Raw genomic sequence first — 21,790 nt, 5'->3', positions numbered from 1 at the left:
CTAAGACCGCGCGTTCATATTTTGATATGTCGGCAAAAGATCATCGGGTGCGGCGGTTGCATCGTAAACTCCGCGTGCGATGGCACGGCTCAGGCAGACAGCACCAGCTGCCGCGATTTCGCGAAATTGTGACTGATCAACCGGTGTGCCCGCGCCAGTCGCGACCCCAAAGACCAAGTCCCCGTCCAGTGGCGTGTGCGACGGCACGATGGCGCGGGCCATGCCGTCATGCGCTGTGACCGCAAGCCTGCAGCATTGGGTCTTGGCCAACGGGGCATCGGTTGCGACGATAGCAATCGTTGTGTTGGCCCCTTCGGTGGCTTGCAGCATCATTGCTTGCTCTTTGCGGCTGGGTTCCGGCGTGGTGTGACCTGCCTTGGTGTCTGGGCCTGCGCCGCCGAATTCCGCATCCACCTCGAACGGGGCGGCCCAGAAGTGTTTATCGCCGGGTGTTGTGACGCTGCCCAAAGCGTTCACCACGACCAATGCGCCCACTGTCACCCCGTCGGACAATACGATCGATGCAGACCCAAGACCGCCCTTTTGCATCGCCGCCATTGCACCTGTGCCGGCACCGGCTGTACCTGTGGCAAACCGCTCAGATGCGCTTTGCAGCGCGTTTTGCCCCAAAGCGCGGTAAGGGTTTTCATCCCAATCCTTTACGCCGCCATTGATCAAGTCAAAGATGATCGCGCCGGGCACGATGGGGATGTTCATCGTACCAATCGGAAAACCCCGACCCATCGCGCGCAACCCATCCATAACGCCGGAGCATGCATCCAGCCCAAAGGCCGACCCGCCGGAGAGTACCAGCGCATCAACTTGCTCTACAGTTTTATCCGGTGCCAGCAGATCGGTTTCCTTGGTCCCCGGCGCGCCGCCCATGACATGCACGCTGGCCGTGAAAGGTTTATCGCCAACCAGCACCGTAGTTCCGGTCTTGATGTGATTGTCCTGCGCATTGCCAACCCGAAGGCCTGCAACGTCAGTGATCAGATTGCGTGGTCCCTTAGATGCAGCGGCCACCGTCCACCTCCATCGCGACACCAGTGATCATGCTCGCCTCATCCGAGCAGAGGAAACAAGCGGCGTTTCCCATATCTTCGGGAGTGGAGAACCGCCCTATTGGAATTGTCGAAAGGAACTTGGCGCGCACCTCTGGTGTGTCCTCGCCCATAAAGGATTTTAAGAGAGGTGTATCACCCGCCACAGGGTTGATCGCGTTCACACGGATGCCTTCGGGGGCCAGTTCCACCGCCATCGTTTTGGTTGCTGTGATCATCCAGCCCTTTGAAGCGTTGTACCAGTTCAAACGCGGACGTGGGGATACCCCGGCGGTAGAGGCCACGTTCAGGATCACACCGCTCTTGCGGGATTTGAAATGCGGGATGAAGGCTTGCGCGGTCAGGAAAACAGATTTCATGTTCACATTATAGACCCGGTCGAAGTCTTCTTCGGTCACATCCTCAAGCTGGTTGGGCAAATGCGTGACACCCGCATTGTTCACAAGAATGTCGAGGTGGCCTGCCGAAAGCACTGTTTCAGCCAAGTCAGACACTGACTTGCGACTTGCAACATTACAAACCAAAGCTGTTCCACCAATTTCGGCTGCAATCGCTTCAGCGCCTTCTACGTTGATATCGGCCACGACAACGCGCGCACCCTCAGCGGCAAATTTGCGCGCAATGCCCGCCCCAAAGCCAGAGCCACCACCTGTCACAATCGCCGTTTTGCCTGATAGTCGCATGATACCTCCTGCTGTTTTCAAACCGTAGCAACCCTTGCGTCAGACCGCCACGCCCAAGTCGGGCAGTTTGGGTGCCGCTGCGATCAGCGTCTGGGTGTAGGGGTTCTGTGGATTGGCGAAAACAGTCTCTGTTTCACCTTGTTCGACGATTTTTCCGGCCTGCATAACCATGACCCGGTCAGTGACCGTGCGCACGACAGACAGATCGTGACTGATGAAAAGATACGCAAGCGGGCGTTTGCGGCAAAGGTCTGCGATAAGATCAAGCACTTGCGCACGGACTGACACATCAAGGGCCGAGACAGCTTCATCAAAGATGATCAATTCAGGTGCGATAATAAGCGCGCGTGCGATGGCGATGCGCTGGCGCTGGCCGCCCGAGAATTCATGGATGTATTTGGTGGCGTCATTGGGCAACAGCCCGACGTCGGTGAGCGCTTTGGCAATGGCATCTTCACGCGCGGCCCCGGTTGGGGGACTTTCTAGCAGATGAAACGGCTCTGTGATCAGCCGGTCAACCCGGTGACGCGGGTTGAAGCTGCTATAGGGGTCTTGGAAGACGACTTGCATCTTGCGCCGTACCGCAAGGTTGGGGCGTTTGCCGGTGAAAACAGGTGCGCCATCAAGGGTGATTTCGCCGCCCTGTACGTCTTCCAACCCCAGAATGGCCCTTGTTAGGGTCGATTTTCCGCATCCACTTTCACCGACAAGCCCGACGCGTTCTCCCTGATTGATCTGAAAGCTGATGTCATGCAACGCGCGGAACGTTGGCTTTGCACCAAGAAGTGTTTTTCGCGCTGCCGGATAATCGCGATTTACATTTCGCACATTCAGCATCGGCGCTGATGCGACGGTATCAGGCAAAGATACCGTATGCGTTGAAGCTTTAAACAATGCCTTTGTGTAAGAATGCTGCATGTTGGCAAGAAGCGTTTTGGTCTTGCCTACCTCAACCACCTGCCCCTTTTGCATAACAACAATCTGGTCGGCGACATCTGCGACAACGGCAAGGTCGTGGGTGATCAATAGCAACCCCATATCAAATTCGCGCACAAGGTCGCGTAGCAGATCAAGAATGCGGGCTTGGGTGGTGACGTCAAGCGCTGTTGTTGGTTCATCAGCGATTAGCAGTTTGGGACGCAGCGCGATGGCCATGGCGATGACAACGCGCTGGCGTTGCCCGCCGGACAGTTCGTGGGGATAGCGGGTGGGCAATACCTTAAGCCCGACGCGGTGCAGCATCGCAGCGGCGCGTTTCTGCGCTTCGGCCTTGGATGTTTTTTCGTGGATCAGAATGGTTTCGGCCACTTGATTGCCAATGGTTTGCACCGGGTTCAAGGCGGTCATGGGTTCTTGAAACACCATGCCCATCGCGTTGCCGCGCATTTTGCAAAGGTCGGGTTCTGTGGTTTGCAGAATGTCGGTGCCGTCCAAAGTCACCGTGCCCTTGGGACTGGCGCCTTGCGGCAACAGCCCCATCACGGCAAGCGCTGTCATAGATTTGCCAGACCCGCTTTCGCCGGTAATTGCAACGATCTCACCTGCCTGCATATCCAAGTCGATGTTATGCAGGATTTGCGTGCCGTTGATCGACAAAGACAGATCTTTGATCGCCAGCAAAGTCATGTGCGCACCACCCGTAAACGCGGATCAAGCCAGTCGCGCAGCCCGTCGCCCATCAGGTTCAACCCCAAGACCATCAGCAAGATTGCAAAGCCCGGAACAAGGGCGGTATGTGGCGCGATGCTGACCAGCGTTTGTGCGTCTGCCAACATACGCCCCCAGCTGGCCGTGGGCGGCTGGGCGCCAAGGCCGATGTAGGACAGGGCCGCTTCTGCAAGAATGCCGAGGCTGAACTGGATCGTGCCCTGCACGATCATCAGGTTGGTGATGTTGGGCAGGATGTGTTCGACGGAGATGCGCGCGGCCGATTTACCGCAGACGCGCGCGGCAAGGATGAAATCACGTTCCCACAGGGGCAGTGCGGCACCGCGTGTCAGGCGGGCGAAGACGGGAATGTTGAAGATGCCGATGGCAATGATGGCGTTGACGGCAGATGCACCGAAGACGGCGGTGATCAGGATTGCGATGACAAGTGACGGGAATGCGAAAACAAGGTCGTTGCCACGCATGATCAGTTCATCCAGCAATGATCCGTGCCGCGCCGCCGCGAGCAATCCCAAGGGGATGCCGAGCGCCATGCCGACGCCGACCGCGACCAGTGCAACGGCAATAGAGGTGCGCGCGCCCATCATGATCATCGACAGGATATCGCGACCGAAATGATCGGTGCCAAATAGGTTGGTCGTGTTTGATGACTGTAGCTTGTTGGGGATATCCAGCGTTTCAATATCCGCAGGCGTCCAGATGAAAGACACCGCTGCAAGCGTGATGAACACCAGCGTTAGCACTGTACCGATGATCAGGTTGCGGTTCATGCTTTGGTTCTCAGTCTGGGGTCCACGGCGGCATAGGCCAGATCGACAAGGAAGTTTACGATGATGACTGTGAAGACCAGCAACATCACCACGCTTTCCACGACAATCAGATCGCGTGCGCTGATGGATTGGAAAATTAGGCGCCCAAGGCCGGGTAGGAAGAAGACTTGTTCGATGATGATGCCGCCTGCCAGCAGAAATGAAAATTGCAGGCCGATGATGGTCAGCACCGGGATCAATGCGTTGCGCACCGCGTGTTTCCATAGCGCTTGGCGGCGCGATAGTCCCTTCGCGCGGGCGGTGCGGATGAAGTCTTCGCCTAGCATGTCCAATAGAGAGGACCGCATGACGCGCGCGAGGATGGCCGCTTGCGGCAAGGCGAGTGCAATGGCGGGGAGGGTAAGGGATTTGATCGCTTGCAGCGGGTTGTCCCAGCCGGGAAAACCGCCCGCGCTGAACCAGCGTAGATTGATCGCGAAGATCAGCACAAGGATCATCGCAAACCAGAAATTGGGGATCGCGACGCCCAGTTGTGTGGCGCTCATGATCGTCACATCGCCCGCGCCGCCGCGTCTGCTGGCCGCATAAATGCCTGCGGGAAAGGCAATCAGTGTTGAGAGGATTAGCGCATAGATTGCGAGGGGGAGCGACACCCAGATGCGGTCGTTAATCAATTCGGCAACGGGTGTTTTGTAGGTCCATGATTGCCCAAAGTCACAACGCAGCAAGCCCGTGACCCAATCAAGGTAGCGTGTGATTAGTGGCTGATCGAGGCCCATTTCAGCACGCAAAGCTGCAATCGTATCAGGCCGCGCATTCACTCCCAGCATAAAGGCGGCTGGATCACCCGGGATCACCTCGATCACCGCGAAGATCACGATGGATGCCACGACCAGGCTGATGATCAGTGAGGTCAGGCGGCCCAGCGCATAGCGGATCATGGGTGTTCCTCTTCCAGCGCTTCGGCGAAATTGATTTCACCTTTGGGGGCGGTGCCGTTGAGTGTGATGAACAAGATGTATTTGGGGTTCAGGCCGCTGTAGGTCAGCGCGTGGTCATTACTGAACCCCATCGGGCAATAGACATCGGGGTTGCCCGTCAATACGCACCCAGCCGCGCCCAATTCGCGCAATAGGCCCAAGCCGGTATGTGCCAGCTTTGTGCCGATCCCTTGCTTTTGCATATCGGCCCGGGCCGAGATGGGACCAAGCCCGTACCACGCGCCTTCACCCCCGCTGATTTTTGCTGGGGAAAACGCCACATGGCCGATGATTTCTTTCTGTTCCGCTACTAATGACAGGGTCAAATCACCGTCCGCGCGCAGTTGATTAACGATGCCCGGTTCGCTGCCGTCGCTGAACGACATCGGTGCAAAGGCATCCCGTGTGAGGTTATAAATCGCCTGATGATCTGCGGGTGTTTCGGCGCGGATAATCATGCGATCACGCTCTTGCCGTGGTGGGTGCCCCATGTCAGAACAGGCGTATTCTCAGGGCGGGGCGAAATTCCCCACCGGCGGTATGTGGCAGGTCCACGAGCCCGCGAGCGCCTTCCATGCGGAAGGGTCAGCAGATCAGGTGCGACGCCTGAGCCGACGGTCATAGTCCGGATGAAAGAGAATGCGGAGAGTTGTGCGCCTGTCGGGCGCATGATGCGTCGTGTGATGCCTTGGGTGACGTGTCGGAACCAAAAGGAGATCACAATATGACACTTCCCCAGTTTGCATTCATCAAAGCGGGTTGGCACGCCGATATCGTGGAACGCGCGCTTGATGGATTTTTGAGTGAAATCCCGGCCGAACAGGTGACGGTCTACAACGTCCCAGGCGCGTTTGAGATGCCGATGCTGGCGCAAAAGCTGGCTTTGACGGGCCGTTTTGATGCGATTGCTTGTGCTGCTTTGGTCGTCGATGGTGGAATTTACCGGCATGATTTTGTCGCCAGCACCGTTGTTGATGGGCTGATGCGCGTGGGGCTTGATACCCAAGTGCCGGTGCTGTCCGTCAGCCTGACGCCGCATCAGTTTCAGGAAACCGACCATCACAGGGCGATTTTCCGTGCGCATTTTGTGACGAAAGGCAAAGAAGCGGCGCTGGCGGCTAAGGCGTTGGTAGATGCCACTGGTGCTGAAAGTCGCGCGGCATAGTTGATAGCCCCCCGCAAGGGTTTGACGGGGGGCATATCCTTAGTTGCTCCAGCTGACGCCGGTCAAATCAACTGCGGCGGTGGGCTGGTTAACCCATAACCCTTCAATTCCTGCTTTTGCCACGGTCGCAACGGCCAGTTCAAACAAGTAACCGTTTACGTAATCCTCAGAGATGATCGTCTGCGCTTGCGCCAATAGATCGCTGCGCATGTCAGGGTCTGTGGTGACATTCAGAACTTCCATCAGTCCCTGAAATTCCAGATTATCATATTGAAAGTAATAGTCTGGGTTGGCGTAAATACTGATGTCCATGGGTTCGGTGTGACTGGCGATGGACAGGCCAAAGTCTTTGTTGGTGAACACCTCTTCGATCCATTGCGCCCATTCCAGGTTCGTAATCTCGGTCTCAATCCCGACGGCGCGTAGCTGGCTTGCAATAATCTCGCCCCCGCGCCGTGCATAGGATGGTGGTGGCAGTTTTAGCGTGGTGGTGAAACCGTCAGCATAGCCTGCTTCAGCCAGCAATTCGCGGGCCAATTCAGAATCGTGTTGTGAATTATCCAGCAGATCAACGTAGTCGGGATGATGTGGTGCAAAATGCGTGCCAATTGGTGTGCCCAGCCCGAACATAGCGCCGTTGATCACAGCGTCGCGGTCAATCGCATGGGCCACGGCCTTGCGCACACGCACGTCATCGAAAGGGGGCATTTTGTTGTTGATGGACAGGATCGTTTCACCTTCGGTGTTGCCGACAAGGACCTGGAAACGGGGATCGGCCTCAAACTGTGGCAGGTTTTCGGGGGCAGGGAAGCCGATGAAAGCATCGACATCCTCGGCCATTACTGCGGCGAAAGCGGCGGTCGGGTCGGAGATGAAGCGGAACGTGGCACTTTCCAGTGCAGGGGCCGTACCCCAATAGGCGTCGTTTCGGGTCAATTCCAACCGGTCGCCCTGCACCCAATCGGTAAAGGTGAAAGGGCCAGTACCGATAGGGTTGGAGGCGATATTCGCGATGCTTTCCGGGGCCACGATCACCGCATCCCCCCAAGCCATGTTGAACAAAAAGCTGCCGTTGGGTTGGTCCAGCGTGACCTGCACGGTCAGCGGATCGACAACGGTGACATCTGCAATGTCCGCGAAAAGACCCTTCTGCGCGTTGGTGCTGTCCGCGGCGCGGGCGCGATCAAGGCTGAATTTCACATCTTCGGCGTCCATCGTAGTGCCATCGTGAAAGGTGACGCCCGCCGCCAGGTTGAATGTGTAGGTCAAACCATCGTCGGAAATGTCCCAGCTTTGCGCCAACCCCCGGATGATCGCACCATCGGCATCGAACCGGGTCAGCCCTTCAAAGACATTGGCATAAAGCACGCTATCAATGGCCTGCGCGGCCCCACCAGTGGGGTCAAGGTTCGGGGGCTCTAGCTGAATCGCAACGGTGATGCTGTCTTGGGCCAACGCGCCCGTCGCGCAAAGAACGATAGCAGTGGATGCGGCGAGTTTCTTGAAAGAATGCATATTGAATCCCCTATTGTTGCGTTCACTCTTGTCGGAACGTGTCGCCAAATCAAGCCCTTCGCGCTGGAAAGGCCCGTGTTGGACTGCTATCGAGCGATCAGGATTGAGGGAGCCCCAAATGAGTGCCACCGCCAAGAAACGCAGCCCCATGCCGGATGACATCCGTGCGGCCAAGGGCGGCACGCCGCTGGTCAGTCTGACCGCCTATACCACGCCCATGGCGCAGATGATGGACCCGCATTGCGACTTTGTGCTGGTGGGTGACAGCGTGGGGATGGTGCTGCATGGGCTGCCGTCCACCCTTGGCGTGACGATGGAGATGATGATCCTGCATGGTAGGGCCGTCGCGCGCGGGCTGCGCAGTGCGATGATGGTCATTGATATGCCGTTCGGATCTTATGAAGAAAGCCGCAAACAGGCGTTTCGCAATGCGGCCCGGTTGATGGCCGAGACGGGGGCGGGTGCGGTGAAGCTTGAGGGTGGTGTCGCGATGGCTGACACGATTGCGTTTCTGGTGGCCCGTGGCATTCCGGTGATGGCGCATATCGGGCTGACGCCGCAGTCGATTAATACGCTGGGGGGCTATAAGGTGCAGGGGCGCGGTGACGCGCGCGATGCAACCCTGGCTGATGCCGATGCGGTGGCGCAGGCGGGCGCCTTTGCTGTGGTGCTGGAGAAGGTGCCGCAGACATTGGCAGATGAGATCACCGCGCGCATTCCGATCCCGACCATTGGGATCGGGGCGAGTGCCGGATGTGATGGTCAGATACTGGTCGTTGATGACATGCTGGGCCTGTTCACCGCGTTCAAGGCCAAGTTTGTAAAGCGTTATGCACATCTGGGCGATCATGCAGAGGCCGCAATTGCAGCTTATGCTGCTGACGTGCGCGCGCGGGATTTTCCAGCCGCAGAACATGTTTTTGCGGATAAGGCCCCGGCGAAATGATTGCACCAATAGAACGCAGCTTGGCCGGGTTGCGCCAGCAAACGCACGTTTGGCGCAAGGCAGGAGAGACGATTGGCGTGGTGCCGACGATGGGGGCCTTGCATCAAGGGCATCTGTCATTGGCGCGGGCGGCACGCGAAAAATGCGACCGGGTGATCGTGACGATCTTTGTGAACCCCAAGCAGTTTGATGACCCCGATGATCTGAAAAACTATCCCCGGACAGAAGAGGACGATGCGCGCAAGTTGGAATCAATCGGCGTTGATCTGATTTATGTGCCGGAGCCGGACCAGATTTATCCGGATGGTTTTGCGACGACCGTGTCGGTGTCTGGCCTGACAGATATGCTTTGTGGCGAGTCTCGTCCGGGTCATTTTGATGGGGTGGCGACGGTGGTGTCAAAGCTGTTTATCCAAACCGCTGCTGACTTCGCGTTCTTTGGGGAAAAGGATTACCAGCAATTGCAGATTGTGCGCCGGATGGCCCATGATCTGGATATCCCCATTGAGGTGGTCGGCTGCCCGACGATCCGCGAAGAGGACGGTTTGGCGATGTCGTCACGCAACCTGCTGCTGTCGGACAGGTCGCGGGTTTATGCGCCCATGCTGGCCGAGGTGATGGAAGACATGCGGCGGCAACTGCAAGATGGTGCGACGATGACAAAGGTGCTGCCGGACGCCAAAGCGCGGATCATGGCGGCGGGGTTCAACGACATCGACTATCTGGAATTGCGGGATGGCGAGGATCTGGGTTTGCTGGACGTGGCGCGCGAAGACTCGCGGCTTTTCGCTGCGGCATGGCTGGCTGGCGTGCGGCTGATTGACAATATGGCGGTTTAACAATCGTGACTGGTTAAAATGTCCGCTATGCGGACTAAGCAGACCTTGAGGCTCCTTCGGGCAATGGCGGCTTTCGGCTGACCCTACCTAACAATACAATGAAAACAATCGAGGTTTTATGGCACTCCAATAGTGATCGATCCATCTAATCAGAGACCGAAGCGGCCTCGACCAGTGTGAATCTGAAACTCAGCCCCGTGTTATCAGTAACGCCATCGGGATCCGTGGGGCTTGTGTATTTAACGTCGGTCTGTCGGTCGTAAAATCTCACGTCACCGAGATTGCGCCCGCCTTCGACCGCCACTGAGCCAACATACTTGTCGGCGTTCGCCCGCGCTGGGTCGCTTTCTAACGGCACAATAAGAGGCAGGGGGTCCAAATTTGAAAGGTCGGTTTGATATAGCACTCTCAGGTCTCCCGGCATATCTTCGGTGTGCAGAATATGCGCCTCGTATTGACCAACCTGCACACGAACATCCAAGTTGCCATCCATTATCTTAAGCGTCGCTAAACCTACGCAGAAATCGATTTCACCTGTAACTGTCACATGCCATTCATCGGGCAATAAAGTCGGCCTGTCGGCATCTTGACTGGTAGGTTCTGGATCAACACCGGATGAATTGTCTTGAACCCGCACGCGTACGCTATCGGTGCCGCGCCTTTCAACGACTTCGGTCCCACTCTCGACAACAGCTTGAGGCGGTTCCTCATAGCCAAACAGGGCCGACACAAAACTAATCCGCACTTCTGCACGCGTATCTTCGTTTATTTCGATCTGTGCTGGCAGATCGTTGTAGGCACATTCAAAAGCCGCAGCCTCAGGATCAAGCATGACCAGAGCAACGCTGTCGCCAAAATAGCTAACTTGGACAGACAATGCCTGCGTCGCCGTAAGGCACGATGCGAAAACGGTCATGACTTTTATGGGCTTCAACCGGAACATTGAGTGCGTATCCTTGAACAAGCGGCGCATGCGAAATCTAAATAACATTAGTTTGACAGAATTTGGGCCTTCAGAAGTCTTCACCAGATTTTACGAAAGCGGTCATTTGTGCATCATGCAGCATCACTCTCTTTGGGCTCAAACCCGACATTTGCTGATGGAGAACCCGTTTATTCCCTCAACAGTATCCGCCGCAACGTTCCAGCCATCACCTGCGCGCTGTCGATCATATCATCCACGCCAACGTATTCGTCGGGCTTATGCGCCAGCTCCAATATTCCCGGCCCATAGGCGATGCAGTTTTTCAGCTTACCAATTCGGTCGATGTGTTTCTGGTCGTAGGTGCCGGGCGAGGCTACGAATTCGGCTGGTTTGCCCAGCACCTTTTCGATTTCGGATGCGACCGTCTGCACGATGGGCGCATCTTGATCTGTCATACTGGGCAGGACCACATTGATTTCGCGCATGTCATAATCAAAACGGTCGCGGTTGGCTTTCAGCCCTTCCAGCAATGCGCGGACTTCACCCCGTACGTCGTCCACATTTTCCTCGGCCAGAAACCTGCGATCAATCACGATGCGGCAGCTGTCGGGCACGCAATGCGCAGGCAGGCCGGTGTAGTCGTCGTCTTGTTCGGGTTGTCCGCCGTGGATCGAATTGATGTTCATGGTCGAGGACCGCGCGCCCTCTGGCACCACAGGCATGTCGGTCGTGCGGGCGGCCATGACGGGGTAAAGCTTGTCTTCGAATTCGGTCAGGACGGCCCCCATGTGCCTGACAGCACAATCGCCCAGAAACGGCATCGACCCATGGGCGATTTCGCCGAAAGTTTCGATTTCCGCCCACCAGCCGCCGCGATGGCCCAGGCAAACACGATCTTTGTTCAGCGGTTCGGGGATAATCACATGCTGCACGCGCGCGGGGTCGAAGTAGCCTTGTTCGGCCAAATAGGCGACGCCACCATAACCGCCGGATTCTTCATCTGCTGTGCCAGAGATTTCGATAGCACCGGCAAAGTCAGGATGCGTTTCCATAAATGCCTCAGCGGCGATGATAGACGCAGCCAGCCCGCCTTTCATATCGCAGGCACCGCGCCCATAGATTTTCCCGTCGTGAAAGTCACCGCCAAAGGGATCTTTGGTCCAGCCGCTGCCAACCTCAACCACATCTGTATGACTGTTGAAATGGACGCAGTCACCACTTTGCCCGCCTTCGCGTCGCGCGACGATATTCCAACGCGGGTATTTATTGCTATCACCGGGCGTACCGCACGCGCGGATCAGTTCAGTTTGAAAGCCGGATTTCTGCAAACGCACATCCAGATATTCGCAAATTTCGCGATAGCAATCGCCCGGCGGGTTCAATGTGGGGATACGGATCAGATCTTGGGTCAGCGCGATCAGATCATCGCGTCGGTTTTTGACCTGATCCATCAGATGTGTTTGGTCTACCATGACCCAACTATCGACCAAGGGATCATCTGCCGCAATAGCGCTAGTTTATGCCGGGCCGGATGGGTTGTTGCAGCATTGAAGACAGAAAGCCGGTTGTGATCACCTGCACCCCCAGCGATGCGCAAACCACAGACAATGCGGCAGGGCGCACGATATCTGTGGCGACCATATCACCAAACCCCGTGGCCCCCCAACTAAAGACGCCAGCCAAGGTTGAGACAAGGGCAGTTAACAAAAGCAGTCCACCAATGATGCAGGCGTTATCTACTGAAATCATGTTGCGGAAACGCTCGTATCTGGGCGACAGCGGCAGCAGATTGAAGCGAACCGCAAAGATACGTGTGAGTGCGTGAAAACAGACCATCTGAAAACCTGTCAGGATCAGCGCACTCGCCAGGATCATGGTGGCGACATCAAAGCTAACGTTGCCAATGGTGACAGGGCCAAACATCAGTGCCGTAAAGCTGACCAGACCAATGCCAAAAAGCGCCAGACCGGGATAATAGAACAACCAATAGGGCGCAAATGTGAGCAGCAGTTTCAGGTGTAGCCAGCCATCGCGCCAGCTGCGCAGATGTGGCGCGCGTGTCCGGCCATCGGGTTTCAGCGTTGTTGGTACTTCGCGAATATCAAGGCCAAAAAGCGTGGCGCGGATAACCATCTCGGACGCGAATTCCATACCTGGCGTGTTCAAATGCAGGCCCTGAATGGCCTCTTTTGAGAACCCGCGCAGCCCGCAGTGAAAATCGCCGACCGGGGTGCGATAAAAGACGCGGCCCACGGTCGATAGCACCGGGTTGCCAAGATAACGGTGCAATGGCGGCATCGCGTTTTTTGCAATCCCGCCTTTAAAGCGGTTGCCCATCACAAGGTCTGCACCATCACGCAGTTGTTCCACAAAGGGATCGAGGTCCGAAAAATCATAGGAATCGTCGCTATCGCCCATGATCACAAACCGACCCTTGGCATGTGCGATACCGGCACCAAGAGCGGCCCCGTATCCCTTGACAGGTACATCAACCACGCGCGCACCTAACCCTCGCGCAATCTCCTGACTGCCGTCTGTTGACCCATTGTCGGCGATCAGCACCTCGCCATCCACACCGGACCGCTTAAGATAGTCGAACGCCTTGACGATACAGGTTTCAAGCGTTTCAGCCTCATCAAGGCAAGGCATCAGGATTGTCAGTTCGGTCATATCGGTTCGCTTTGGTTCTTACGGTCGCCAGAGTATGGCTAGCCGCAAAGTAGGGCGTAATTCAGACGACGCCGTGCGCTACCTTTGGCACAGCGCGACCTTTGTGCAACAGCTATTATTAGCGGCGTAACGCCCTATTTCAAACATTGTTGCACGATACGAACAGATGTTAATAGTTTCGCTGTTTATTCAAAGATTGCTGGCCTTTATGATCCAACGTTCCGGACTACGCATGTTGCTTGCTCATCCTTTGCGCGCGGTGCTTTGGCTGGTAGTTTTGATCGTCATGCTGAAAGCCGCTATTGATGGTGTAAAGCTGGGCACTGCGTTTTCCAGTCAGGACAATGACGATGTGATGCGTTTGCTGTCCGTTCGCGACTGGATCGCAGGCCAAGGTTGGTACGATGTCGCGCAGTATCGGTTGCTGCCACCTGATGGCGTGCCGCTGCATTGGTCGCGATATATCGACGTTGGCATTGCTGCACTGATTATCCCGTTTTCGTTTATCTTCCCGATGGACGTTGCCGAATTGGTGGCCGCCACACTTTGGCCTACGATGATCATGATCATTCATTTGCTTGTGGTAGGCTTTGGCACTCAGCATATTTTTGGACGCGCCGCGGCATGTTTTGCGGTGCTATGTGTGGCGTTTTGGCCTCTGACTGCTGACCTGCATTCCCGGGCGGGACAGCTTGATCACCACAATGTCCAACTTTTGATGATGGTCCTTCTGGCTTTTGCCGTCATCTGGCCCAGCCGGCCTGTTGTTGCAGGCTGTATCGGCGGTATTGCTGCTGCATTTTCACTGGCAGTAGGGTTAGAGAGCCTGCCCTTTATTATAGGCGGCGGTCTGGCCATATTCATACGTGTCGTCTTTTTGCCATCGCCATTAACGCGGTCTTTGCTATTCACTTTTTGCGCCGCTTTGGGCATCGGCAGTGTTGTTTTCTGGTTGGGTCAGACGCCACCGGTTATGCGGATGCAGCAGGTATGTGACCAACTAGGGCCGCAAACCTTGTTGCTGGTCGCCGTTGCAATCCTTGCCAGCACAATGCCGCTGCTTTTGCATCGTTGGCTAAAGGGGCCTTGGCTGCAGTTGGGTGCGGCTGCCGTACTGACCGCAATCGGTATGTTGTTGGTGTGGCCTTTGCTATCGGGGTGTTTAGTTGGCCCCTACGGCGCGCTGCCTGAGGTTATTCAAGAAACAATAAGTGGTCGTATCACCGAAGCGAAACCCGCCTTTTTGTTTGCGCAGGCTCGGCCTATGACAGCGCTTTTGTTTCTGCTGCCAGTTTTGGTGTCGTTATTTGCCGGAAGGGCGTTGTGGGGCACATCGCGTCGGTCAGGGCATTATCCAGATCAAGCGCTTGGCTTGTTGTTGATCCTATGCGCTGCCGGGGTATTGATGGTGTTTCTACAGATGCGGACGGTTATTATGGTCGCCTCTGTCGTTCCGGTTATTGGGGGCGTTGTTGCCGCGCATTTGCTGCAAGGCTATCTCAACAAGCGTGATTTGACAAAAGGTCTGCTTGCCATTGCGGTCACTGTAATGATGACGTCGCCCGGCTTATTTATTGACGCATTAAAACCCTTTATTGCAAAAGGGCAGGGCACAAATACGCTGTCACGCGACGACTGCTTGGAATATACGTCGCTTAGATCACTTAATGCGGTGCCACCGGGAGTTTTGCTAAGCCATATTAACTTTGGTCCGGGGCTGATCTGGGCAACGCATCACGACGGTTTGTCAGCACCATATCACCGTAGTGCCAAGGCGATGGAAAACGGCATTCTGCCGTTCAGTATGAACAACGCAGATATGGCTGCCTATGTCCGGGCATCACCCGCGACCCACCTGCTGATCTGTCGCGGTTATGGCTATGACGATGGCTTTGCTAATACCCTCGCCAATGGAGGCAGCGCCGATTGGTTGCGGCCTGTTGCCGTTGATGACGACATTCAGATTTTGTTCGAAGTGATCCGCGAATGAGCGGCCCTAATCAGATCTGGACGTTCATGCGGTTTTTGATTGTTGGGGGCAGCTTTAGCCTTGGGTATGCACTGGTCACGGCAGGTTTGATCAACTTTGCAGAGATGCCGCCGCTGCTGACAAGCGTTATGGTCTATCTGCTGTGCATTCCTTTGGCCTTTTTGGCGCAGAAAAAGTTCACCTTTCGGGATGGTCGATCAGGTAAGACCGCCATGTTGATCTATGGTGCGACGCAATTGGGCAGCCTGGCCATCGTCTCGACCATCACCAGCCGCTTTGTCACACGGAACTTTGTGATCGACACAGCTTTATTTCTGGCGACCGCAGGCATGGCCGCCGTCGTCAGCTATCTGATTTGCCGTTATGTGATCTTCAGGCCGCGTTCGGTGTAAGCCGCGCCACAAAATGCAACTTGCGCCCAAACACCCAGCTAAGGGGGGCAGGATAAAGCGGAATGTCGGTGATAAATTTATCTGTCGCAAGATCCGCCTTCGCAAACCACTCGTCCCAATCCCGGCGCGGCGCGTAGTTATAGGGCAGCACCACGCCATGTGGCGCGTTGCCGACCCAATCCATCGCGCGCAAGGTCATATGGTCAAGTTTGTTTTCGCTCAAATGATCCTTGATGATCACTGCTTTGCGGGCCACGCGCGATGCTTCGCTGATGAGGACTTGTGGATCATCGGTGTGGTGCAGCACATCGACGAATGTCACCACATCGACAGAGTTGTCATCCATCGGAATGGTGGTGCCGTCGAACAGCGTAACGGGAATATGGATCGTGTCGCGTTTCATGATGTCGATGCCTTGCACCGATGTGCCATCCTGACGCGCGCCGATCATCTTGGCGATCTGCCCATCACCCGTGCCCACATCAAGCATATCAGAGCCTGGAGGCAGTAACGCCCCGATCTTTTCCACCAAAACGCGGACGCGGCGATTGAACACCAGCTTTTCATGGGCTTGGCCAATGGATTTCTTGAACATCTTGGGTCTCTTGTCAGTCGTGCTTGGCGCAGGATGGGCGATCATGTGGTTAACGTAAAGGTTGCCTGCGCAGTAAGTGCAGCTTTTGGCAGAACTGTGGTGGATTGACGTTGCCTTTTGGACCATCGTTGTGCTTATCGGCAAGGCGGCAAAGAACAGGGCGCATCAATGGCTTACCTCTTGGGTGTTGATACGGGTGGCACCTGTACCGATGCTGTCATCATTGATGATGCGCAAGACAGTGTCGTTGCGTCCGCCAAGGCGCTGACGTCGCGCCCTGACCTTGCGATTGGTGTAAGCAGTGCGATTGATGCGGCTGTTGCAAACGCAGGGATCAAAGGGCCTGACGTTGCGATGATATCGCTGTCCACGACCCTTACCACAAACACTTTGGGCGGATGGGCCTTTGCGGTTGGGGCACGCGGTGCAAACACGCATGGAAAAACCCGCACTTGGCCGTTTGATGGGGCATGGTCTGGTTGTTCTGGCTGGTGTCACCCCATCCGATGCATCACATGCCCTTGGGCTGCTGGATACATGGGATGCCACAGCGGCTGAAAAGGCGCTCATGCTGTTTGCCCGCCGTCGCACAGGGGCTGGTGCGCGGTTGGCCAAGAATGGGACAGCGCTGGCCCGACAGATTGTCGATCAATTGACAGCGCAAACGGTGGATTGCCTGCTTGCGGCCGGATTTGCCGACGATGATCGGGAGTGGGCTGACCCCGGTGTTCTTGCCCAGCATCCATTGAGCATCGCAGGGCTTGATCGTCATGACGGTGTCGTGAAATTGCGGATGTCTTTAGGTGTGCCAGTGATCGGGTTGCGTGCGTCCGCCCCGACCTATTATGGCGCTGTCGGTCACCGGCTGGGCACGCAGATGATTTAGCAGAAAAATGGCGGTGTGGCCAATGCGATTGGGGCTGTTGTGGGTCAGGCGCGCGCGCAAGTCACCGGTACGGTCACAAGTGCAGGCGAGGAGAGCTTCGTTGTGCATTTGGCAGGCGGACCTCGGACATGCGCTGACTTAGATGAGGCGCTAAATCTTCTTGAGGCCGCTTTGCGATCTGACGTCGAGGCGCGGATGCATGCATTAGGAGTTGATGAGATCAGGTTCACAGTGGCGCGCAATGTCACGCAGGCAAAAATCGATAACCGGGCGATGTTTGTTGAAGCATCATTGCGGGTTGAGGCAAGCGGTCGTCCACGCCTTGCCAATGATGGATAAGTGCTCGGGCGCGCAGTTTTCTTACCTTTCGCGCTACGACGCCTTAGATTTGTGACAAACTTGCGCGTTGCCCTCACTTTCCCGTCAGGTTGATTGCGCCAAAGGGTTGCATCGTCCACAAGGAAGCGAACTTGGGATGAGGCCGGATGCTCGACCGTTATGCACGTCAATTGATCGACCCACCGCTGAACCAGATCGGTCGCGGATTGGCCGGACGTGGGTTTACGGCAGATGGCGTTACGTTGATTGGTCTGGGTCTTGGGCTGTTTGCGGCGTTGTTGATTGCCATGGGGCAGTTTGGCTGGGCGCTGGTCCCGTTGCTGGCAAGCCGGATCGCAGATGGTCTGGATGGGGCTGTTGCCCGTGCCACGCAGAAAACAGACTTTGGTGGATATCTTGATATTGCCGTCGATTTTCTGTTCTACGGCGCCATTCCAATGGCTTTTGTGATCTATGATCCAACTTTGAATGGTGCGGCAGGTGCGTTTCTGCTGGCGTCTTTTTACTTCAATGGGACCAGTTTTCTGGGCTATGCGATTTTGGCTGAAAAGCATGGTCACAAGACCGATGCGCAAGGTCAGAAGTCTCTCTACTACTCAAACGGTATTCTGGAAGGGACAGAGACGATCGTGTTCTTTGTCATTCTTTGTCTGCTGCCTGCTTACTTTTCTCCGCTGGCTTGGGTGTTCGGCATCCTTTGCTTTGCGACCGCCACACTGCGGATTTATGCCGCCAAACAAATCTACACGCACTAAAGGACGACACATATGAAACATCTCGCCGTATTGGCCGTTTTGCTGGCCCCCGTGCCCGCGTTGGCCGACATTGATCCTGCAAATTGGGACGCCGTCACATCCGAAGCTGAAGGGCAGACTGTATTTTGGAATGCTTGGGGTGGGTCGACCACAACCAACGATTTCCTTGCCTGGGTCGGTGATCGTGTGATGGAAGACTATGGTGTGACGCTGGAACATGTAAAGCTGACTGATACCGCCGATGCCGTCACCCGCGTGCTGTCTGAAAAGCAGGCCGGCGAAGATGATGACGGCGCCATCGACATGATCTGGATTAATGGCGCGAATTTTGCAGCAATGAAAGACGCCGATCTGCTGTTTGGCCCCTACGCCGAACAGTTGCCGAACTGGGCGTTTGTCGATGTTGAAGGCAAGACTGTACAGACCGATTTTACCGTCCCCACCGATGGGTTTGAAAGCCCATGGGCAATGGCGCAGGTTGTCTTTGTACATGACACCGCTGATATGCCAGACCGCCTTGGGTCGATGCAGGCGCTGTTAGAATGGACCCAAGCCAACCCCGGTCGCTTTAGCTATCCACAGCCACCCGATTTCCTTGGGACAACGTTTCTAAAGCAGGTTTTGGTTGATATTCTGCCTGATCCGTCGGTGTTGGCTGATCCAGCGACGGATGAAAACTATGACGAAGTGACCGCACCTCTTTGGACCTATCTGGATGAACTGACACCGAACCTATGGCGCGAAGGCAAGGCCTATCCGCCCACTGGCACGGCCATGTTCCCGTTGATTGCCGATGGCGAACTTGACCTGTCGATTTCGTTCAGCCCTAGTGCTGCTTCAACTGCGATTGCCAACAATGAATTACCGCCCACCGTGCGCACATTCGTGTTGGACAAAGGTACGATCGGTAACGCGTCATTTGTGGCGATCCCTTACAACTCTGGTTCCAAAGCGGGTGCGATGGTTGTCGCAAACTTCTTGATGTCACCAGAGGCACAGGCGCGCGCGCAGGATCCTGCGATTTTGGGTTATGGCACTGTGCTGAACATGGATGCATTGTCTGACAATGACCGTGCATTGTTTGAAGCGCTTGAGTTGGGTGTTGCCACGCTGTCGCCTGCCGAACTGGGCACAGTGCAAGACGAACCGCATCCAAGCTGGGCGACCCGCATCGCTGATGACTGGATGATACGCTACGGTGTGTCCGAGTAATCCAAAAACCATGCTGACCCGTCCCGGGTTCTGCCCGGGCCGGGAGCTAGAATGAACCGCCGCCGCTTTCTTCCGCTTTTGCCGATCCTGACATTGCTTGCAATGTTGGGTCCGGTTGCGGCTGGCCTGTGGGGTACGCTGCTGCCCGCGTTCGGGCATTTACCCGCAGCGGGGCTGACGGGGCCGTCGCTGGCCCCATTCCGCGATTTGTTTGATTGGGCGGGCCTGCCACGGGCGATGTTCTTGTCAATCTCGACGGGGTTATTGGCCACATCCATATCGCTAGCGATTGTGATGTTAGTGACAGCGGGCTGGTCAGGTACAAAACCCTTTCGCGCGTTAGAGCGACTTTTGTCGCCATTGTTGTCCGTACCGCATGCGGCAGCGGCCTTTGGTTTGGCCTTTCTTATTGCACCTTCGGGTTGGATCTCTCGCTTGTTGTCGCCGGGCGTTACCGGGTGGGACCGCCCGCCGGACCTGCTGATTGTGCAAGACACCTGGGGTCTGACGATGACCGCAGGTCTCATCGTCAAGGAGGTGCCGTTTCTGCTGTTGATCACCCTCGCGGCCCTTGGGCAAGCCGATGCGCAGCGCAGCGTCGCGATATCGCAGGCGTTAGGGTACGGGCGGGTGACAGGCTGGTTGAAGACCGTATTCCCGCGTGTTTATGCGCAAATCAGGCCGCCGATTTATGTGGTCTTGGCCTATTCCATGTCTGTTGTGGATGTCGCAGTCATTCTTGGCCCCAATACGCCACCATCCTTGTCCGTTCAAATCGTCAAATGGATGTCTGATCCTGATCTTGCCATGCGGCTGGAAGCGGCAGCGGGCGCTTTGCTGCAACTGGGGCTGGTCATTGGCGCATTGGTCTTTTGGCGGTTTGGTGAATACGTTGTGGCGCGCTTGGGTGCGCGCTGGATCGCATCCGGTGCACGCGGCAAGGCGGATGGCGTTGTGGCCGTGGGTGCATTGATCGCCGGGACATTGTGCGCGCTTAGCGTTCTGCTTGGTCTTGTTGTGCTGACAATCTGGTCTTTTGCCGGCTTTTGGGGCTTTCCTGACGCTTTTCCAGATGCATTCACATGGCGCAATTGGATGCGCTTTGGCCCCGGCACGTTAGACGCGCTGGGTGAAACGGCCTTGATTGCCGTGACCGTCGCTTTGGCGGCGTTGATCCTGACGATTGGGTGTTTAGAAGCTGAGTATCGCTATGGTTTGTCTTTCAGCCAGCGCGCGGTGTGGTTGCTTTATCTGCCACTGCTGATCCCGCAGACGGCATTCCTGCCGGGGCTGCAAACCCTGATGTTGAGCCTTGGTGCGGATGTGGGGCGCATACCCGTGATATTGGCACATCTGGTTTTTGTTTTGCCATATGTGTTCTTGTCGTTGGCTGACCCGTTTCGCGCATGGGACACCCGTATGGGTACGATTGCCGCTGCGTTGCGCGCGAGCCCGAATGGTGTGCTGTGGCGCGTGCGTTTGCCAATGCTGTTGCGCCCGATCCTGACGGCTTTGGCCGTTGGATTGGCTGTATCTGTCGGGCAGTATCTGGCAACGCTGCTGATTGGCGGGGGCCGCGTTGCGACACTGACGACCGAGGCTGTGGCGCTGGCCTCTGGCGGTGATCGCCGTGCGATTGGGGTTTACGGGTTGATGCAGACAGGCGCAGCTTTGGTGCCATTTGCACTGGCTTTGCTGATCCCCGCAGTGGTGTGGCGAAACAGAAAAGGGTTGCGACATGGATAAGGGATTGGCCCTGCGTGATGTAACGATCACCAAAGAAGGCGCGCCGCTGTTGTCGGTGAACCATGACATCGCCCCGGGTGAGGTGTTGACGGTCATGGGGCCGTCTGGGGTGGGCAAATCGACCTTGCTGGCGTTTATCACCGGCACGCTTGCGCCTGATTTCATGGCCACGGGCGAGGTTTGGTTGGATGGGCACAACATCACCCATGCCGCCTCGCACCAGCGGCGGGTCGGCATCCTGTTTCAGGATGACCTGCTGTTCCCGCATTTGTCGGTCGGGGCCAATCTGGCGTTTGGATTGCAGCCCGGTGGGTCGGCGGCACAGCGCAAAGCGAAGATCGCAGAAGCACTGGATGAGGTCGGGCTGAGCGGTTTCGCAGACCGTGATCCAGCGACGCTGTCGGGTGGGCAAAAAGCGCGTGTTGCCTTAATGCGGATGCTGCTGTCAGAGCCTTGCGGGCTGCTGCTGGATGAGCCGTTCTCACGGCTGGATGCAGCGCTGCGGGCACAAGTGCGCGATATGGTCTTTGACCGGGCAAAGGTGCGGCAATTGCCGGTGCTGATGGTGACGCATGATGCTGATGATGCACAGGCGGCAGGTGGGGTGATTGTGACTTTGGGTGGGTGAGTGAAGGGCGGGTATGCGGGAC

At 56.3% G+C, this 21,790-nt stretch carries 22 protein-coding genes and 1 riboswitch; of the genes, 11 read left to right on the top strand and 11 right to left on the bottom strand.

What is annotated here, in order from left to right; all coding sequences use genetic code 11:
- The 6 genes from RCCS2_RS05080 to RCCS2_RS05055 are packed head-to-tail and all read right to left on the bottom strand — an operon-like array spanning position 1 to position 5,656.
- The gene (locus RCCS2_RS05080; protein WP_008231960.1) at positions 1–1,026 is read right to left on the bottom strand and encodes a P1 family peptidase; all 1,026 of its coding nucleotides are present in this window, start codon (positions 1,024–1,026) and stop codon (positions 1–3) included.
- On the bottom strand, positions 1,010–1,747 hold the full coding sequence (locus RCCS2_RS05075) for a glucose 1-dehydrogenase (RefSeq protein ID WP_008231959.1): 738 nt from the start codon (positions 1,745–1,747) through the stop codon (positions 1,010–1,012). Before RCCS2_RS05075 ends, RCCS2_RS05080 begins: the two co-directional genes overlap by 17 nt.
- A 39-nt stretch (positions 1,748–1,786) precedes the next feature.
- Positions 1,787–3,373, bottom strand: coding sequence for an ABC transporter ATP-binding protein (locus RCCS2_RS05070; protein WP_008231958.1), 1,587 nt, complete (start codon positions 3,371–3,373; stop codon positions 1,787–1,789).
- On the bottom strand, positions 3,370–4,185 hold the full coding sequence (locus tag RCCS2_RS05065; RefSeq protein WP_008231957.1) for an ABC transporter permease: 816 nt from the start codon (positions 4,183–4,185) through the stop codon (positions 3,370–3,372). The genes RCCS2_RS05070 and RCCS2_RS05065 overlap by 4 nt, the downstream gene beginning before the upstream one ends.
- Complete coding sequence (locus tag RCCS2_RS05060) at positions 4,182–5,126, bottom strand: ABC transporter permease (RefSeq protein WP_008231956.1); 945 nt, start codon at positions 5,124–5,126, stop codon at positions 4,182–4,184. The genes RCCS2_RS05065 and RCCS2_RS05060 overlap by 4 nt, the downstream gene beginning before the upstream one ends.
- Positions 5,123–5,656 carry a GNAT family N-acetyltransferase gene (locus RCCS2_RS05055; RefSeq protein WP_008231955.1) on the bottom strand — a complete coding sequence of 178 codons (534 nt, stop codon included), beginning with the start codon at positions 5,654–5,656 and terminating at the stop codon, positions 5,123–5,125. The genes RCCS2_RS05060 and RCCS2_RS05055 overlap by 4 nt, the downstream gene beginning before the upstream one ends.
- Positions 5,657–5,666: 10 nt before the next feature.
- Positions 5,667–5,810, top strand: a riboswitch (FMN riboswitch).
- A gap of 79 nt (positions 5,811–5,889) precedes the next feature.
- On the opposite strand from RCCS2_RS05055, the gene RCCS2_RS05050 reads away from it, so the two are divergent.
- Positions 5,890–6,330: a 6,7-dimethyl-8-ribityllumazine synthase gene (locus RCCS2_RS05050; RefSeq protein ID WP_037293216.1), complete on the top strand. Its 441-nt coding sequence runs from the start codon at positions 5,890–5,892 to the stop codon at positions 6,328–6,330.
- A gap of 39 nt (positions 6,331–6,369) precedes the next feature.
- Here the strand turns inward: RCCS2_RS05050 and RCCS2_RS05045 are convergent, their stop codons facing one another.
- Positions 6,370–7,845, bottom strand: coding sequence for an ABC transporter substrate-binding protein (locus RCCS2_RS05045; protein ID WP_008231952.1), 1,476 nt, complete (start codon positions 7,843–7,845; stop codon positions 6,370–6,372).
- Positions 7,846–7,963: 118 nt separating this feature from the next.
- On the opposite strand from RCCS2_RS05045, the gene panB reads away from it, so the two are divergent.
- Both panB and panC read left to right on the top strand, forming a co-directional pair.
- Positions 7,964–8,791 carry a 3-methyl-2-oxobutanoate hydroxymethyltransferase gene (gene panB, locus RCCS2_RS05040; protein ID WP_008231950.1) on the top strand — a complete coding sequence of 276 codons (828 nt, stop codon included), beginning with the start codon at positions 7,964–7,966 and terminating at the stop codon, positions 8,789–8,791.
- Complete coding sequence (panC, locus tag RCCS2_RS05035; RefSeq protein WP_008231948.1) at positions 8,788–9,630, top strand: pantoate--beta-alanine ligase; 843 nt, start codon at positions 8,788–8,790, stop codon at positions 9,628–9,630. Before panB ends, panC begins: the two co-directional genes overlap by 4 nt.
- A gap of 145 nt (positions 9,631–9,775) precedes the next feature.
- On the opposite strand, the gene RCCS2_RS05030 is transcribed toward panC, so the two are convergent.
- From RCCS2_RS05030 to RCCS2_RS05020, 3 genes are all read right to left on the bottom strand, one after another.
- A complete protein-coding gene (locus RCCS2_RS05030) occupies positions 9,776–10,573 on the bottom strand; it encodes a hypothetical protein (RefSeq protein ID WP_037293215.1) in 798 nt (265 codons plus the stop codon).
- 170 nt (positions 10,574–10,743) lie between these two features.
- Positions 10,744–12,027, bottom strand: coding sequence for an acetylornithine deacetylase/succinyl-diaminopimelate desuccinylase family protein (locus RCCS2_RS05025; protein WP_008231945.1), 1,284 nt, complete (start codon positions 12,025–12,027; stop codon positions 10,744–10,746).
- 40 nt (positions 12,028–12,067) lie between these two features.
- The gene (locus RCCS2_RS05020) at positions 12,068–13,225 is read right to left on the bottom strand and encodes a glycosyltransferase family 2 protein (protein WP_008231942.1); all 1,158 of its coding nucleotides are present in this window, start codon (positions 13,223–13,225) and stop codon (positions 12,068–12,070) included.
- 208 nt (positions 13,226–13,433) lie between these two features.
- On the opposite strand from RCCS2_RS05020, the gene RCCS2_RS05015 reads away from it, so the two are divergent.
- Both RCCS2_RS05015 and RCCS2_RS05010 read left to right on the top strand, forming a co-directional pair.
- The gene (locus RCCS2_RS05015; protein ID WP_050770773.1) at positions 13,434–15,215 is read left to right on the top strand and encodes a hypothetical protein; all 1,782 of its coding nucleotides are present in this window, start codon (positions 13,434–13,436) and stop codon (positions 15,213–15,215) included.
- Positions 15,212–15,607 (top strand): GtrA family protein, encoded by a 396-nt coding sequence (locus RCCS2_RS05010; protein WP_008231936.1) that lies wholly within the window; start codon positions 15,212–15,214, stop codon positions 15,605–15,607. Before RCCS2_RS05015 ends, RCCS2_RS05010 begins: the two co-directional genes overlap by 4 nt.
- On the opposite strand, the gene RCCS2_RS05005 is transcribed toward RCCS2_RS05010, so the two are convergent.
- Positions 15,588–16,202, bottom strand: coding sequence for a class I SAM-dependent methyltransferase (locus RCCS2_RS05005; protein WP_037293213.1), 615 nt, complete (start codon positions 16,200–16,202; stop codon positions 15,588–15,590). The genes RCCS2_RS05010 and RCCS2_RS05005 overlap by 20 nt on opposite strands.
- Before the next feature lie 168 nt (positions 16,203–16,370).
- On the opposite strand from RCCS2_RS05005, the gene RCCS2_RS17850 reads away from it, so the two are divergent.
- From RCCS2_RS17850 to RCCS2_RS04975, 6 genes are all read left to right on the top strand, one after another.
- Positions 16,371–16,760 carry a hydantoinase/oxoprolinase N-terminal domain-containing protein gene (locus tag RCCS2_RS17850; protein WP_008231934.1) on the top strand — a complete coding sequence of 130 codons (390 nt, stop codon included), beginning with the start codon at positions 16,371–16,373 and terminating at the stop codon, positions 16,758–16,760.
- 343 nt (positions 16,761–17,103) lie between these two features.
- Positions 17,104–17,427 carry a hypothetical protein gene (locus RCCS2_RS17840; RefSeq protein ID WP_008231931.1) on the top strand — a complete coding sequence of 108 codons (324 nt, stop codon included), beginning with the start codon at positions 17,104–17,106 and terminating at the stop codon, positions 17,425–17,427.
- Positions 17,428–17,573: 146 nt separating this feature from the next.
- Complete coding sequence (locus tag RCCS2_RS04990) at positions 17,574–18,182, top strand: CDP-alcohol phosphatidyltransferase family protein (protein WP_008231929.1); 609 nt, start codon at positions 17,574–17,576, stop codon at positions 18,180–18,182.
- A gap of 12 nt (positions 18,183–18,194) precedes the next feature.
- The gene (locus RCCS2_RS04985) at positions 18,195–19,394 is read left to right on the top strand and encodes an ABC transporter substrate-binding protein (RefSeq protein ID WP_008231927.1); all 1,200 of its coding nucleotides are present in this window, start codon (positions 18,195–18,197) and stop codon (positions 19,392–19,394) included.
- A gap of 51 nt (positions 19,395–19,445) precedes the next feature.
- On the top strand, positions 19,446–21,140 hold the full coding sequence (locus tag RCCS2_RS04980) for an ABC transporter permease (RefSeq protein WP_008231925.1): 1,695 nt from the start codon (positions 19,446–19,448) through the stop codon (positions 21,138–21,140).
- Positions 21,133–21,768, top strand: a complete 636-nt coding sequence (locus tag RCCS2_RS04975; RefSeq protein WP_008231924.1) for an ATP-binding cassette domain-containing protein — start codon at positions 21,133–21,135, stop codon at positions 21,766–21,768. Before RCCS2_RS04980 ends, RCCS2_RS04975 begins: the two co-directional genes overlap by 8 nt.
- Positions 21,769–21,790 lie beyond the last annotated feature (22 nt).

The organism is Roseobacter sp. CCS2 (genome assembly GCF_000169435.1).
Classification (GTDB): Bacteria; Pseudomonadota; Alphaproteobacteria; order Rhodobacterales; family Rhodobacteraceae; genus Yoonia.
Note: the sequence above shows the minus strand (reverse complement) of the source record. Positions and strands in the feature narration are given on the sequence as shown.